Annotated in this window: 10 protein-coding genes; 7 read left to right on the forward strand and 3 right to left on the reverse strand. The window is 32.4% G+C overall.

What is annotated here, in order from left to right; genetic code table 11:
* Nucleotides 1-116: 116 nt before the first annotated feature.
* On the reverse strand, nucleotides 117-563 hold the full coding sequence (locus CDH49_RS05830) for a hypothetical protein (protein WP_100614521.1): 447 nt from the start codon (nucleotides 561-563) through the stop codon (nucleotides 117-119).
* Nucleotides 564-1048: 485 nt separating this feature from the next.
* Here CDH49_RS05830 and CDH49_RS05835 point away from each other — a divergent pair, with 485 nt between their 5' ends.
* Nucleotides 1049-2545, forward strand: coding sequence for a SulP family inorganic anion transporter (locus CDH49_RS05835; RefSeq protein ID WP_100614522.1), 1497 nt, complete (start codon nucleotides 1049-1051; stop codon nucleotides 2543-2545).
* 114 nt (nucleotides 2546-2659) lie between these two features.
* On the opposite strand, the gene CDH49_RS05840 is transcribed toward CDH49_RS05835, so the two are convergent.
* Entirely contained in the window at nucleotides 2660-4009 is a 1350-nt protein-coding gene (locus CDH49_RS05840; protein ID WP_100614523.1) for a sensor histidine kinase, read from the reverse strand.
* Between the two features lie 9 nt (nucleotides 4010-4018).
* Nucleotides 4019-5410, reverse strand: coding sequence for a sigma-54-dependent transcriptional regulator (locus CDH49_RS05845; protein WP_317044380.1), 1392 nt, complete (start codon nucleotides 5408-5410; stop codon nucleotides 4019-4021).
* Between the two features lie 172 nt (nucleotides 5411-5582).
* On the opposite strand from CDH49_RS05845, the gene CDH49_RS05850 reads away from it, so the two are divergent.
* The 6 genes from CDH49_RS05850 to CDH49_RS05875 all read left to right on the forward strand — a co-directional run bounded on the left by CDH49_RS05850 (nucleotide 5583) and on the right by CDH49_RS05875 (nucleotide 16833).
* A complete protein-coding gene (locus tag CDH49_RS05850) occupies nucleotides 5583-6959 on the forward strand; it encodes a TolC family protein (protein WP_100614524.1) in 1377 nt (458 codons plus the stop codon).
* 1 nt (nucleotide 6960) lies between these two features.
* A complete protein-coding gene (locus CDH49_RS05855; protein ID WP_100614525.1) occupies nucleotides 6961-8211 on the forward strand; it encodes an efflux RND transporter periplasmic adaptor subunit in 1251 nt (416 codons plus the stop codon).
* Between the two features lie 375 nt (nucleotides 8212-8586).
* Nucleotides 8587-10980, forward strand: coding sequence for an ABC transporter permease (locus tag CDH49_RS05860; RefSeq protein WP_100614526.1), 2394 nt, complete (start codon nucleotides 8587-8589; stop codon nucleotides 10978-10980).
* Nucleotides 10981-11117: 137 nt separating this feature from the next.
* Nucleotides 11118-13487: an ABC transporter permease gene (locus tag CDH49_RS05865; protein ID WP_100614527.1), complete on the forward strand. Its 2370-nt coding sequence runs from the start codon at nucleotides 11118-11120 to the stop codon at nucleotides 13485-13487.
* 150 nt (nucleotides 13488-13637) lie between these two features.
* A complete protein-coding gene (locus CDH49_RS05870) occupies nucleotides 13638-15947 on the forward strand; it encodes an ABC transporter permease (RefSeq protein WP_100614528.1) in 2310 nt (769 codons plus the stop codon).
* Nucleotides 15948-16140: 193 nt separating this feature from the next.
* Nucleotides 16141-16833: an ABC transporter ATP-binding protein gene (locus CDH49_RS05875; protein ID WP_100614529.1), complete on the forward strand. Its 693-nt coding sequence runs from the start codon at nucleotides 16141-16143 to the stop codon at nucleotides 16831-16833.
* The last annotated feature ends 28 nt before the right edge of the window (nucleotides 16834-16861 follow it).

Consider the following 16861-nt stretch of genomic DNA (forward strand, 5'->3'; position numbering starts at 1 on the left):
TCGCAAATTATACTTCTTAAAAAATAGCTTAAATGTTAAGTTCATTACAATAAAAAGCCTTGAGTGTTGTTCTCAAGGCTTTTATATAATTTTAAGTGTGTCTTTTAATAATATTCTTAATGAAACTCACTGTATTCATGCAATGATTTCAATATTTCTTCATAAAATAAAATTCCCGAAATTAACTTGTTTGTATCGGAATAAGGTAAAATTTTACTTTGAAACCCTCTATTAGCCTGTAAGAAAGTGCTAGTAGCCTCAAATTTACTGTCCAATATTTTTTTATTATCATTATCATTTGGAATACCCAGTGTAGCCATTGTTACGCCTGGCTTTGTAGCAAATGCTATATAAGGTAATGTTTCCACTAAAGCTTCAATACGTTCTGTGTAAAGTGTCAATAGCTCGCCCTTTTGCAAGCGTTCCAATTCCTCCTTATTATAATATTTCTTAATCGATATTTTACCATTAATTATGCTTTTAGGTTCATCCTTTTTTTGAGCAAATCCAATGCTTGCCACTAAAAACAGACTGACACTTAATAAAATAATTTTTGTATTCATGTCTAAGATTTAAGGGTTTGTTTGGCAAATCTATGCAATTAATCGTTAAAAACAATCGTTTTATCGAATTTTTTATCAATAAAATTTATTTTTATAAAATTTAAAATGCATTCGAAAGATAGTATTTAATATAAACACACTGTGTTTACTGATAAAATTCTTCAAAAAATCACTTTAAGATTACTATCACATATAAAATTTTTGATATAAATATATAAAGCAATAAACAACATTCATGGCATGCATTTTAAAACAAATAAGCGCAGTAAAAATCTAATTAAATTTGTCAGGGTTGGTAAATGATTTATATTTGCAATCTTAAAAAAATGAAGAATATTACATCTATATATCAACTTGTATTGCCAATGGCAACACCGCATTGAATCCTTCATAGATTCTAAAATCTAACACTCAATTATTTTCAAACCAATATCCTTAATTATTCAATTGACCAATTGGTCATAAAAATTCATTTTGTTCATATTATGAAACCATATTTACGATTATTTGATTTTAAACAAAAAGTAGATTATAAAATTGAAGTTCTTTCAGGTTTAACTGTTGCATTTGCTTTGGTTCCAGAGGCTGTTGCCTTTGCGCTTATTGCTGGCCTAGCCCCATTAGTTGGGTTATACGCTGCCTTTGTTATGGGCTTTGTGACTTCTATTTTCGGAGGGAGACCTGGCATGATTTCAGGTGCTACAGGAGCTGTTGCCGTGGTAATCGTAACTTTAGCTCAAAGTCATGGTGTAGAATATGTGTTTGCAACCGTGGTACTAGCAGGTATCATACAAATACTTGCTGGTGTTTTAAAACTAGGAAAATTAATGCGTCTCGTTCCATTACCCGTGGTTTATGGGTTTGTTAATGGGCTGGCCATCATTATATTTATGTCCCAATTAAACCAGTTTAAGGATGCATCAGGGAATTGGTTAACAGGCAACACTTTGTATATTATTTTAGGCTTGGTATTACTCACCATGTTTATCATTTGGGGATTACCAAAACTTACCAAGGCATTTCCTGCTTCTCTGGCAGCTATTTTGGTCGTGTTTGGTATTGTGGCCTTTTTGGGAATAGATACCAAAACCGTGGGAGATATGGCCTCCATACAAGGTGGTTTTCCTCCATTTCACATTCCAGAAATTCCCTTTACATTAGAAACCTTAATACTTATTTTTCCCTATGCTGCTATCATAGCTGGTGTTGGTTTAATAGAGAGCTTATTAACATTGGAACTTATAGATGAAATTACAGAAACCAGAGGACGTACCAATAAAGAAGCCGCTGCACAAGGTATTGCTAATATTGCATCAGGTTTCTTATCAGGGATGGGTGGCTGTGCCATGATAGGACAAAGTTTAATTAATATTTCCAATGGTGCGCGGGCAAGATTATCGGGTGTTGTTGCATCTGTAGCCTTACTTCTTTTTATTATGTTTGGTGCAGGAATTATTGAGCAAGTACCTATGGCAGCTTTAACAGGTCTAATGATCATGGTATCTATTGGAACTTTTGAATGGGTAAGTGTGAAAATTTTAAATAAGTATCCTAAATCTGATATTATTGTCATGTTACTGGTTATGTTGGTAACAGTGTTCTTGCACAACCTTGCCCTTGCCGTATTAATAGGTGTTATTGTTTCGGCATTAGTGTTTTCTTGGGACAATGCTAAGCGCATTAGAGCCAGAAAATATACTGATGAAAAAGGCGTCAAGCATTATGAAATTTTCGGACCTTTATTTTTTGGATCGATAAAAATGTTCAATGACAAGTTTGATGTGCTTAACGACCCAGCTGAAATTATGATTGATTTTAAAGAAAGTCGTATTGCAGACATGTCTGCCATAGAAGCCCTAAACAAGCTCACGGAACGCTATCATAAAGTGGGAAAAAAGGTGTATATCACCAATTTATCAGGTAGTAGCCATAAATTACTGATTAAAGCTGATAAAATGATTAATATCAATTTAGTTGAATAGTTTAGTGGTTTTTCAATCATCTAGATAAAAATAAAGGGATAGTATGGTTGAGAACAAGTAAATGTAAAATTATAAGATGTTCCCGTCCATAAATTTGGTGCAATCACAAAATCACTAAAATTCTAAAGTGAAAGTAGTTGTCTTATTAGCTAATGATTTTACATGAATGGCACCTCCGTGTAATCTCATAATGTGCTTAGATAAACTCAAACCTATTCCTGTTCCTTTTTCTTTAGTTGTAAAAAAGGGTATAAATATTTGGTCTAATAAATTGGGTGGAATGCCTCCCCCATTATCGGTGACTTGTAAACTGGTTTTACCTAAATTATTTTTCACACCCGATAGTTTTATCGTACCGCTCGGATTTTGATTTAATGATTCTAAAGAATTCTTTACAAGATTTACCAATACTTGAATAATTTGTTTTTCATCGGCAAATACCTCTAAATTTTCTGGTTCAACGTGTATTAAAAACTTAGTTTGGTTAAACCCAGTTTCTTGGCTTACTAATATTCTAATCTTTTCAAAAAGCAATGTTACTTTAACAATGTCTTTCTTCGGACTTGGAATTTTAGTAAGTGTTCTATAAGATTCTACAAAATTTGTTAAATCCTTTCCTTGGGTCTGTATGATATCCAATCCTTTAACAACATCAACTATATCATTTTCATTTATTTCAGAAGGGGAAATCAAACCCTTCTCCGTTTTATAAAAACCAGATAATGTTTCAGAAATGGACGTGATTGGAGCAATGGCATTCATTATTTCGTGCGTTAAAACCCTAAACAGTTTTACCCAAGAATCTACTTCATTATCATTTAATTCGTTGCTTATATTCTGAATGATCACCAGAAGCAAATTGTCATTATCAATTTTTATTGGAGTTGCTTTTATAGTCAGTTTTATTATTTCCCTTTCATTAAGTAATTCAATTAATTTTTGATCAAACGGTTTTAATTGGGATATAAGCGTGAACAATTTTTCATCAATACGCTTAAGTTGCTGAATATGGGTTAGCGACTCATAATTAAGCAATTTTTTAGCCGTTTTATTGGCCAAAATAATATGGCCTTTTTCGTTTAAAGTAAGGATGCCAATCGTTGCATGTTCTAATATGGTGTGATAATATTTTTCTTGCGTTTTATTTTCAATCTTTACTTTTTGAATTAAATGATTCACACGATTTAAACTTTTATGTAATTCTTTTAAGGATTTGTCTTTAGTGTGTACCGGAAAATGAATGGATGAATCGTCATTCTCAACAGCATCAAAAAAGAAAGCAATTTTACGATTGGTGGTATTGAGAAACTTAATAAGTCCCATGACTTGAAATAGAATAACAATTCCTAGATAAGTTGAGAAATCATACTGTTTTTCTAAAAGAAAATAAGAAAAACAAAAAATGGCTATGACTAATAATAGCACTCTTACTATAATTTTAAAATACATATTTTTACTTGCCATATCTGTAAATTATAGTCCGTATCGTTTCATTTTATTATAAAGTGTTTGTCGAGTAACACCTAATTGATTGGAGGCTGCACTAAAATTACCATGATGCATTTTTAATGCATTGGCAATCATGTCTTTTTCCATCTCATCCAAGGTGGTATTTAATTCTTTTTGATATACTTGGGGACGTTGTTTGAAAAGAAAATCATCAGCAACCAAAACATGACCTTCACTTAATATAACACTACGCTCTATGGTATGTTGTAGCTCCCTAACATTACCGGGCCAATTATAATTCAGCAATTTTTTCTCAGCAGATTTCTGAATTTTAAGGCCTTTTTTACCGTATTTGTTACCATATAGGTTCAAATAATATTCAATAAGCAACAGAATGTCATTGTCGCGTTCCCTAAGCGGAGGGACTTCTATGTTTATGGTATTTATTCTGTATAACAAATCTTCCCTGAATAAACCTTGTTCCACCATTAAATCAAGGTTACAATTAGTGGCACAAACTAATCGAATATCAACAGGAATTGCTTTATTGGAACCAATCTTAACAATTTCCTTATTTTGGATAACTGCTAGTAATTTTGCTTGCAATGATAAGGGTAAATTTCCAATTTCATCTAAAAACAATGTGCCTTTATGTGCCGCTTCAAATTTGCCCATGCGTTCTTCGTGGGCATCTGTAAAAGCCCCTTTGGTATGTCCGAACAGTTCACTTTCAAAAAGAGATTCACTAATGGACCCCATATCAATACTCACGAGAACTTCTTCGCTACGCTTAGAACATTTATGGATCTCCCTGGCTATAAGTTCCTTCCCTGTGCCATTTTCACCAGTAATTAATACGGTTGCATTGGTTTTAGCAACTTTTCTTGTTACTGTTAAAACCTCTTGTAAAGCCTTTGAATTACCAATTATATAATTGTCGTTTTTGTTGATAATGCTTTTTAAGTGTTTTTCTTTTTCCTTTAATCCAAATACTTCACGTCGCGATTGCCTTAATTGGTATGCAGATTGTAAAGTGCCTATCAATTTTTTATTATCCCAGGGTTTTAAAATAAAATCGGTTGCACCTTCTTTCAACGCTCTAACGGCAAGTTCTACATCACCATAAGCTGTAATCATAATAACCGAAATATCTGGAGCTATCTCCTTTATATATCGCAACCAATAAAACCCTTCATTTCCATTATTAACACCCGAAGAAAAATTCATATCCAACAACACAACATCATAATCTTTTAAATCGGCAATCGACGTAATTTGATTTGGGTTAAAAATGGTAACCACATGACTGTATAACTTTTGAAGTAATAATTCCAAAGCGCTTAAAACACTTTTATTATCATCTACAACAAGGATTTTTCCATCCAACATATTAATACTTTTAAGGTCTGTAACCAAAGCTAGCAATTCAAGTTAAATATTAACAATAAGTGTAAAATATTTTTACACTTATTGTTAATATTTTTTACATTATATATAACTACACACCATATAAAAATCATTAAACATCACATTATCAATTATTTAATTTTTATGGCATACCATTCGCTAAATATGTAACATATCATATATGAAAATAATGGGCCGACCCTTAAAAACCTTTCTCTTTTTATGTTTTGTATTGCACAATTCTTTCGGTTTTTCACAAAAATCGTGGACGTTAGATGAATGTATAGCTTACGCTTTAGAACATAATTTAGGCCAACAAAACCAAACTTACAATGAAGCTATAGGTAAAGAAAACTGGAGGCAATCCAAAAGGGATTTAATTCCACAAATCGGTGTTGGCTCACCAAGTTATGCCGTTAATTATGGTAGAACTATAGACCCTATTACTAATACCATTGTAGATACCAAATATGGTTCTGGCAATGGATCTTTATCTTCTTCCATAGTTCTTTTTGAAACTTTTAAAAAATGGAATACGCTCGCTTTTCAAAAAATACAATTTGAAACAAGTAAGCAAGCGACCGAACAATATAAGTACGATTTGGCATTTAAAATCATGAATTTGTTTAATGATGTGCTTTTTAATGAAGGCGCATTATCCATTGTAACAGAACAACAGGCCATTAACTTATTGTACTTAAAATTAATCGACTCGCAAGTAAAATTAGGCATGAAAGCTAAAGCGGATTTATATGACATTGAAGCCACTGTTAGCACAGACGAATTAAATGTTTTGCAAGCTAATAACAGGTTAAAGGAATCGAAGCTAGCATTAACACAGGAAATGAATTTACCCCAAAATGATATTGAGCTTTTAGCTCCTTTAGAAAATCAATCAATCAACGAATCGTTATTAGGCACCAATGCCGAAAGCTTGTTCAACAATGCCCAAAAGTTCTTGCCAGCGCTTCAAATAGGAGCGCTGGATTTGATGGCGGCTAAAAAAAACTTAGCGATTACTAGATCTTCATTTTTTCCAAAATTAACTTTTAACACCGGCATTAATACAGGATACTCGCCTAACAGATTGGATGCTTCAGGTAATGAAATGGAGTTTTGGGAACAAATTAAAACCAATACAAATAAATATATTGTGCTGTCTTTATACATCCCCATATTTGGCAATGGAAGAAATTGGAGTAATACTAAAATCGCAAAAATCAACATCCAGAAAGCAGATGTCGATTTAAAACAAAAAGAGCAACTTGTTTATAAAGAAATTCAGAAGTTAATTCAGAAAAACGAAGCCTTATTTGCCGAAGAAAAGTTAAACTCAAAGAAAGTAGAACTTAAAGAATTAGCACTGACCATCGCACAAAAAAAATTTAAAAATGGATTGATTAGTATCTACGATTTGCAAGTCGCAAATAATGAATTTATAGGTGCTAAGATTGATCAGTTACAAATGAGAATTCAATTTAATATCCAAAAAAAGACCCTGGATTTTTATAATGGGGATTTCATATTACCAAGCACTATACAGATAACCAATAACTAAGATGGATACTAAAATAGAAAAGAAAAAAGGCATTCGCCCCAAACATATAGGCATCGCTGCCATTGTTGGATTGATGCTATTTTTTGTAATATATCTCGCTTTTGGCAATACCAATTCCTCTTTAAAAGTAGAAAAAGAAAAAATCACCATTTCAGAAGTTATTAATGATAAATTTAATGATTACATAAGCATTAGTGGCTTGGTGAATCCCATTTCAACCGTGTATTTAGATGCTTATGAAGGAGGTCGTGTGTTGGAAATTTTTATTGAAGAAGGTAGCATGGTAAAAGAAGGCGATGTTATTTTGAAATTAGAAAATAGAGATTTGTATGGTCAGATTTTGAGTAGTGAAAACATTTTAGCTACCAAACAAAATGATTTGCGGCAGACACAAATTAATTTTGACTCTAAACGAATTGCTGGTCAAAGAAGTCTACTTGAATCGGAATATCAATTGAAAAAAGCCAAACGTAATTATGAACAAAATGAATCTCTTTATAATGAAGAATTAATTGCAAAAGAAGATTATTTACAAGCAAAAGAAAGCTATGAGCTTTCCAAAAAGAGTTACGAAGTAAACAAATTTCAAACCGAGCAAGATTCTCTATTAAGTGTCACAAGTATTATAGAACTAAGTAGAGACCTCCAAAGGATGCAACAAACATTAAGTATGGAATACGAACGTATTGACAACTTAAATGTAAAAGCTAGCACCAATGGACAATTAGGAACTTTAAATGCTGAAATTGGAAAACAAATAGCCAGAGGCCAAAACATTGGGCAAATTAATGTGTTAACCGACTTTAAAATAGAATCAACAATCGATGAACATTATATTGATAGAATCAAAAAAGGATTATCCTGCACATTTGAGAGAGATGGCAACACTTACCATTTAAGTATTAAAAAAGTATATCCAGACGTCAAGGAAGGCAAGTTTAAAATAGATATGGTGTTTGTCGATAGTACCCCAAAAAATATAAGAACCGGACAAAGTTATTATATAAAATTACAATTAGGTGAGCCAACTGAAGCGCTTTTGTTACCAAGGGGCGCCTTTTTTCAAAGTACGGGAGGGCAATGGGTTTATGTGATTAATAACTCCGGAGATTTTGCTATAAAACGTCAGGTAAAGATAGGGAAACAAAATCCGCAATACTATGAAATTATTGAAGGATTGGAACCTGGGGAACAGGTTATTACATCCAGTTACGACAATTTTGGAGAGACTGATAAATTGTTATTGAACTAACGCGTTGTGCTTTTTGAAAAATATGTCGCACGTAGTGTCAGTTCGAGTGAAATTCTTGTAAAGAATTTTGTATCGAGAACTATTCTGAAATTAAAAATTTGATTCTCGATACTAATTTCAAACATAAAAATGTCTGAAATTCACTCGAATTGACAAATTTTCATCAAAAAGAGCAACGAGTTAAAAACTAAATAAAAAAAAATAGAATATTATTATGAAGGCGTGTTGAACCTATGTTAAAGCGGTAGTTTGTTTTTTGTTTTGCTATTGCATTAAACAAACATAAAAATAGCAATAATTTTCTAGTTGAGAGAGTCTGGAGGTTATAAGCATGGTTCTCGCGCCTCATAATAATTTTATAATAAACCAACTAAGATGCTAAAACACTATTTCAAATTTGCCATTAGAAACTTCCGTTCCAACAAAACCATATTTGCGGGTAGTCTTGCCACACTCTGTTTAGGAGCGTTATGTATTTCGTTATTGTTTTCGCATGTGTACAATGAACTTACAATGGATGAGTTTCATGAAAATGTAGAAGACATACATATGGTTTTAATGAAAACATCCCCTCAAACTGAGTGGCAGTCACCATATAGATTCAATGCCTTGGATTATCCTGAAATAGAACATTCTACAGGAATAATACCTTTTACTGAAGATGAACTTAAATTTAAATATGACGATAAAACATATACTCCACTTTCAATTGTTGTGGATAGCAGCTTTTTCAAAGTATTTGACTTTAATTTAAAGATTGGAAATAAGAATACCATACTTAAAGATTTCCAGTCCGTTATTCTAACGGAAGCTTTTAGTAAAAAAGTTTTTGGTGATGAAAACCCCATAGGAAAAGAGGTTGTAGTAAAAGGCAGAATGGGAGAAGATATTCATATTGTTAAAGGTATTGTAGAAGTCCCTTCTAACAGTTCTATGAAATTCGACTTTATATTGCCAAGTAATTACGATGTTGTAAAATATAGCCGTAGTTTAACCCATTATTTTCTAGCAAAAAAAGATTTTAATAAAAATGCCTTTAATAAAAAGATTGACACCATAAACAATGGCGTTCCTAATGTTTACCCACAGCTTACAGAAAGTAAAACGATGGCAATGCCATTTAAAGATATTTATTTTGATTCAGACTTAGAAAAACTCAAGGATCGTCTTTTGCTTAAATATGGCAATAAAAAGCATATTGATACACTCATTATTGTCATGTTGGTTATTTTATTAATTTCCGTATTAAACTTTACCAATCTTCAAATAGTCAATGTCAATTCCATTGTAAAAAACATAGCCATATCTAAAGTTAATGGTGCTTTTAAAAGGCAAATAATTTATCAAAGAATTATTGAAAATATCATTTTAATTTTACTCTCTGCCCTTCTAATTACACTATTGTATAATCTTATTTTACCCTATTTCAATGCCTTTACAAAAGTGCCCCTGTCTCCCCCAACATGGCAAATATTTGTAATGAATGCATCCATACTCTTTTTAATAACCAGCATCGGACTTATTTATCCCATGTTTGCTATTTCTAGAATATTAATAACAGAAAGTCTAAAGGGAATTAGTGACAATCATAAACTGAAGGGTAAGAAATCCATTATTGTTTTACAGTATGCGTTAACCTTTGTTTTGGTTATTTCATCCATTGTTGTTACAAACCAACTTAATTTAATGTTAAGCAAAGACCTTGGTTTTAACAGCGAGCATGTCATGCAAGTGAAACTTTATTATGCGCCTCCATTTAATAGGGACATGATGAATTGGAGTCGAGAAGAAATAGATACATATAGAAAAAAAGCACAGGAAAAGCCCGAGTATATTAATACACAACTTGCTTCTTTTTCTGGTATTAAAAACATAGGACAAGGAAACTCTCCGTTAAATATTTTTAATATTGATTGGAAAACCAAAGCAGAATCCGCCCAATATGAGTCTTTAAATACATTAACCATATCAACAACATGCCAAGAGGTTTTTGGCTTTGAGCTATTAGAGGGGCGCTTTTTTGATAAAGATATTGACCAAGAACGAGGACATAAAATGATAATAAATGAAGCTGCAAAAAAATACTGGGGCATAAAAAACATAGAACATGTAAAAATAGACAATAGATTTTGGGGTGAAAATTATGAGATTGTTGGCGTAGTAAAAGATTTTAATTATGAACATTTATCATCAACACCAAAACCGCTTATTATACTCTATTGGGAAGATGCTGATGCTGATTATTTTATTCAGTTCTATAATAATCAAAATCAGGAAAGCATCACTCAAATCCAACAGCTATTTAATGAAATAAACCCCAACCAAACATTTACGTATTCCTTTTTAAGCGATGAAATTGCCGCTCTTTATGATAAGGAAAAACGCTTAAGCACCATTTATATCATTTTTACCATCATCGCCTTATTAATTTCAGCTATTGGTTTATTTACCATTGCACTATATGATACCCAACGCCGTATTAAGGAAATTGGTGTTCGCAAAGTAAATGGTGCTACCATCAAAGACATATTAGTCATGCTCAACAAAGATTTTATTAAATGGGTATTTGTGGCGTTTGTAATCGCCTGCCCAATCGCCTATTACGCCATGAGCAAATGGTTAGAGAATTTTGCCTATAAAACCAATTTGAGTTGGTGGGTATTTGCATTGGCGGGTGTTTTCACACTAATCATTGCCTTGTTAACGGTAAGCTGGCAAAGTTATCAAGCTGCCACGCAAAATCCTGTGGATAGTTTGAGGGATGAGTAAAAGGCCCCCTCTAACTCCCCCAAAAAGGGGAGAATTATAAACGTGAAAAATAAAAAACAATATCATCTGTAAATAATTAATGAATTGTCGTTCTGAGAGAAGCGAAGAATCTCATAAAACAACAACCATAAACCAAAATGCTAAGACACTATATAAAATTCGCCATTAGAAACTTCCGCTCCAACAAAACCATATTTGCTGGTAGTCTTGCAACGCTTTGCTTAGGAGCATTGTGTATCTCATTATTGTTTTCATATGTATATAACGAACTTACAATGGATGAGTTTCATGGCAATGTTTATATGATAACCATGAAAATTGCTCCCGGCGGTGAATGGAGAATGCCCTTTAAGAGAAGTTATCATGAATATCCAGAAGTTAAAAATAGTACCTCGTTGTTATATTTCGAAAAAAATGAAGTTAAGTTAAAACATAATGACAATACATACATACCAACAAGTGTGGTTGCTGACAGTAGTTTTTTTAAAGTATTAAATTTTAAATTAACCATTGGAGATGAAAATACCATTTTAGATGATTATGAGGCCATTATATTAAGTGAGGAATTCAGTAAAAAGTTATTTGGAGATGCTGACCCGATAGGTAAAGAAGTGGACTTTGAGGCGACAATTTACCAAGGTCTCCATGTTGTAAAAGGCATTATTAAGATACCATCAAATAGTTCCCTTAAATTTGATGTTTTGATACCCAATGCAGGTGTTCCGTATAGTGCTCAACACGGAGAATTCGTGAAATTAAACGAAAGAGTCCAGCAACAAAATTTTGATAAAAAGATTAAACATTCTAATAATAATGTTCCAAATGTTTACCCTCAATTAACAGAATCTTTCACGAAAACAGTAAAATTAAATGACCTATATTTTAGCAAGGATTTCAATCGAATAAAGGAATTACCAATATTTATTTCTGGAAACAGGGATAATATAGACATCTTGATAATATACATTTTAGCAATACTATTAGTTTCTATTCTTAATTTCTCCAACCTTCAAATAGTTAATGTTAATACCATTATCAAGAATATAGTCATATCCAAAATCAATGGAGCCTTCAAAAAGAATATCTATTATCAAAAGTTAGTTGAATACATTTTAATAATTATTATTTCAGCTATTATAATAACGGTAATTTACAATTTGGTTATCCCATATTTTAACGGTTTTATGAATACTGGCTTAAAGCCACCTGTTTTAAAGATTGTATTAGTTAATATGTTGTTTTTAACACTGATTACAGGAATTGGTTTAATATATCCAGTGATTTGTATCAATCGGCTTTCGGCAGTATTAAATATAAATAAGCAACAACAACTAAAAGGAAAACAGTTTATTGTTGTAGTTCAATACACTCTAGCGGTTATTCTTATTATAGCGTCCATAATAGTTTCTAAACAACTCCAATTAATGCTAAACAAAGATTTAGGGTTTAATACCGAAAACATTATGAAAGTAAAACGATATTCGGAAACCATTAATGTACCAGTTGTTGAAAGTGGAAATGAAAAGCAACAGATTGCTGATAGAGAAAAAATACTTGATAAATCGGAGTACGTTAAAAACCAATTAGCCTCTTTCCCTGGCGTTAAAGCAGTTGGCTTAGGAAGGTCTCCTCTAGAGATATATCAAATTGAATGGAAAGTCAAACAAGAAACCTCTGTTTTTGAAACTTTTAACACCTTCATGATATCAGCGGAATTCCAAGATATTTTTGGTTTTGAATTATTAGAAGGTCGCCTTTTTGATAAAGAAATAGACCACGAAAGAGATACAAAGATTTTAATAAATGAGGCTGCTAAAAAATATTGGGGCATTAAGGATTTTCGTACTACAATCCTCGACAACATATCTTGGGGGGAAAATTTTGAAATTATCGGTGTCATTAAAGATTTTAATTATGAACATTTAGCATCAAAACCAAAACCACTTATTATAATTTATACTAGAGCTGGCGGATCTTATTATTTCATTCAATTTCATAACAATCAAAATCAAGAAGCAATTGCTCATATACATCAGTTATTTAAAGATATAAACCCCAATCAACCCTTTAAATACAGTTTTTTAAGCGATGATATAGCGGCTCTTTACGATAAAGAAAAACGGTTGAGTATTATTTATATCCTATTTGCCATCATTGCCTTATTAATTTCAGCTATTGGTTTATTTACCATCGCCTTATACGATACACAACGCCGCATTAAGGAAATTGGCGTGCGTAAAGTAAACGGCGCCAACATAAAAGACATTTTAATCATGCTCAACAAAGATTTTATTAAATGGGTATTCGTGGCATTTATAATCGCCTGCCCTATTGCTTATTACGCCATGAGCAAATGGTTAGAGAATTTTGCCTATAAAACAAATTTAAGCTGGTGGGTGTTTGCACTCGCTGGCATATTTACCTTAATAATTGCCTTATTAACGGTAAGCTGGCAAAGTTATCAGGCAGCGACCCAAAACCCTGTGGATAGTTTAAGGGATGAGTAAAAGCCCCCTCTAACTCCCCCAAAGGAGGAGAATTAAAATACAGAAAATGAAAATCGATTTAGACCTAGAAATAAATAATGAATTGTCATTGCGAGTACAGCGAAGCATATGCTTCTTAAATAGCTTCATTAAAAAAATAATTCTGTAAGTATGAAAATGATAAGAAAAAATTTAAAAATAGCTATTAGGGATTTAAGGAGAAATCGCCTGTTTAGTTTGTTGGGGATTGTTGGCTTTTCGGCAGGATTCTCCATTTGTCTTATCATTGGTTTGTTTGTTTATAAGGAACTGACTATTGACACGTACCATGAAAATTATGATAGAATATACAGACTGATCGATACCAAAACCAAAAATGCCAGTATAGATTACAGGCTAAATGAAACGCTTAAAAACAAGTATCCTGCAATAGAAAAAGCATGTCCAATATATATAAACACGAATAATCAATCTATTGTCTATACAGACTCGTCCTCAGTTTACATAGAGGGTTTAATTGCGACGAATAATTCGGTGTTTGATATGCTGAACATTAAGGTTCTTAAAAGTATATCTAACAACCCATTTGCTGATAAAAATTCTTCTATCATAACAGAATCTGCTGCAAATAAAATATTTGGAACGACTGATCCGCTTGGAAAAAAACTAAAAGTTGATTCTTACGCGAAAACCGTTATAAGTGCAGTCATTTCAGATTTCCCTCCTGGTTCAAGTATTAGTGGAAAAATCTTGCTCAACTCTGAAAATCCAGATTTCAGACTCAATTCAATATATGCTTTTGAAGAAATATTCAATACCTCCAATCATTACATCCTTCTAAAAGAAAATGAAGCTAAGGAATCAATGGAAAAAACAATCAATGAGTCTGTTGGCAACTACCATAAAACAGTAAAAGAAATTACTCTACAACCTTTAAAGGATATTTATTTTGATTCTGATGTTATAGATGGCAATAAACACGGTAACTATAACTTGGTTAAAATTATTTCTATTATAGGCATATTCATTTTGTTATTATCTATTATTAATTACATCAATTATATATTGTCCTTACAATATAAACGCATCAAGGAAATTGGTATCAAAAAAGTAAATGGGGCAAGCAATAAGGATATTGTTTTCCAATACCTTTCGGATGTTTTTTTATGGGTAGTTATCGCATTCATACTGTCACTTATAACGGTTCAGTTTACTCTACCTTATTTCAACCAGCTATTTGAAGAAGCATTAACCATACAAACATTGTTTTCATTACCGCTTGTAACAGCAATTGTATTATCACTCGGTACTGTGGTTTTCTTATCTAGCATACCTTTGTTTGTGCTACTATCAAAATTCAGCTATCAGAATTTTTTAAACAACAGTGTTTTTAAAACAAAAAGCGCCTTGAGAAGCAGTTTGCTGCCCATTTTTCAATTATCTACATGTATTCTTTTAATTATCGGGGTTTTAACCATACAAAAACAAATATTTTACGCTAAGCACAAAGATTTAGGGTTTAACAAAAACCAACTACTCTATATAAATGTTCCTTATAAAGCTTTAGATCCTGAATCATTCAAAACAGAACTTCTAAAAAATCCTTCCATTAAAAAAGTGGCATTAAGTGGAGGTACTTTAGGTGATATATCTATGAAAATATCTAACCCTAAATGGGATTTTGAAGCTTATCAAATTGATGTGGACGATGATTTTTTGGAAACCATGGGAATTACACTTTTAAAAGGGCGAAATGTATTGCCAAATGATAAAAACCAATGTATCGTCAATGAAGCGACCATAAAAGCCTTTGAATTAAAAGATTCCATAGGTGAAAAAATTAAACCGTTTCAAGAAGAAATGGAAATTATTGGCATCGTGAAAGATTTCAATTTTGGTCCCATCCATAAAAAAATAGAACCACTAATCATCAAATATGGCATCAATAGAAATGTTAGTGTTAGAATGTCTGCAAGTAATATCGCAGAAACTATGCAATACATAAATAAAGTTTGGGGCGACATGACGGCAAACGAGCCACTAGAATATGAATTTTACGATTCAAAATTTAATGCCATGTACAAAAAGGAAGAAAAACTTGCCAATGCTTGTTCCTTATTTGCACTAATTGCAGTCATTATTACGTGTTTGGGGCTTTGGGGACAAATCATATTTATCTCCAATAACAAAAGCAAAGAAATAGGTATCCGCAAAGTTAATGGCGCGAGCATTAAAGACATTTTAGTCATGCTCAACAAAGACTTTATAAAATGGGTATTAATAGCATTTCTGATTGCAACCCCAATCGCCTATTATGCCATGCATAAATGGTTGGAAAATTTTGCTTATAAAACCAATTTAAGCTGGTGGGTATTTGCACTCGCTGGTATATTTACGTTAATAATAGCCTTGCTAACGGTAAGCTGGCAAAGTTACCAAGCAGCAACACAAAATCCTGTGAATAGTTTGAGGGATGAGTAAAAGCCCCCTCTAACTCCCCCAAAGGGGGAGAATTAAAACCTAAAAAATGAAAAGCACCATATAGACCTAGAAATAAATAATGAATTGTCATTGCGAGAGCAACGAAGCAATCTGCTTCTTGAATATTTTAAGCAGATTAATTTTGAAAATAATGAAAAGAATAGAAGATATAAACCAATAAAAACGAATAATTATGATTAAAACAGAACATCTATCAAAAATCTTCAGAACCGAAGAAGTTGAAACAAAAGCATTAAACGACGTCAATCTACACATAGAAAAAGGAGAATTTGCCGCCATTATGGGACCATCCGGTTGTGGTAAATCGACCCTCTTAAATATTATAGGATTATTGGATAATCCATCCGAAGGGACTTATTTATTTAATGGTGAAAAAGTTGGCGGATTAAAAGAAAGTAAACGTACACAACAAAGAAAAGGCAACATTGGGTTTGTCTTCCAAAGCTTTAACTTAATTGATGAGTTAACGGTTTTTGAAAACGTAGAATTGCCTCTTATCTATTTAAAAATTAGCGCTAGTGAACGAAAACGCATGGTTTTAGAGGTTTTAGAGCGTATGAAAATCGGCCATAGAGTGAAACATTTTCCACAGCAATTATCGGGCGGACAACAGCAACGTGTTGCCATCGCTCGTGCCGTAGTTGCCAACCCTAAACTTATCCTCGCAGATGAACCTACAGGAAATTTGGATTCTAAAAATGGTATTGAAGTCATGAATTTATTAACCGAATTAAACCGTGAAGGCACCACGATTGTGATGGTAACGCACTCGGACAGAGATGCTAATTACGCCCACCGAATTATAAATTTATTTGATGGTAAAATAGTAGCCGAAAACATCAATGAAATGTCCGCACAATTGTAGATAAAAACTTTGAGGCTTTAACTTGGTT

The sequence above is a fragment of the Confluentibacter citreus genome (assembly GCF_002807055.1).
GTDB lineage: Bacteria > Bacteroidota > Bacteroidia > Flavobacteriales > Flavobacteriaceae > Confluentibacter > Confluentibacter citreus.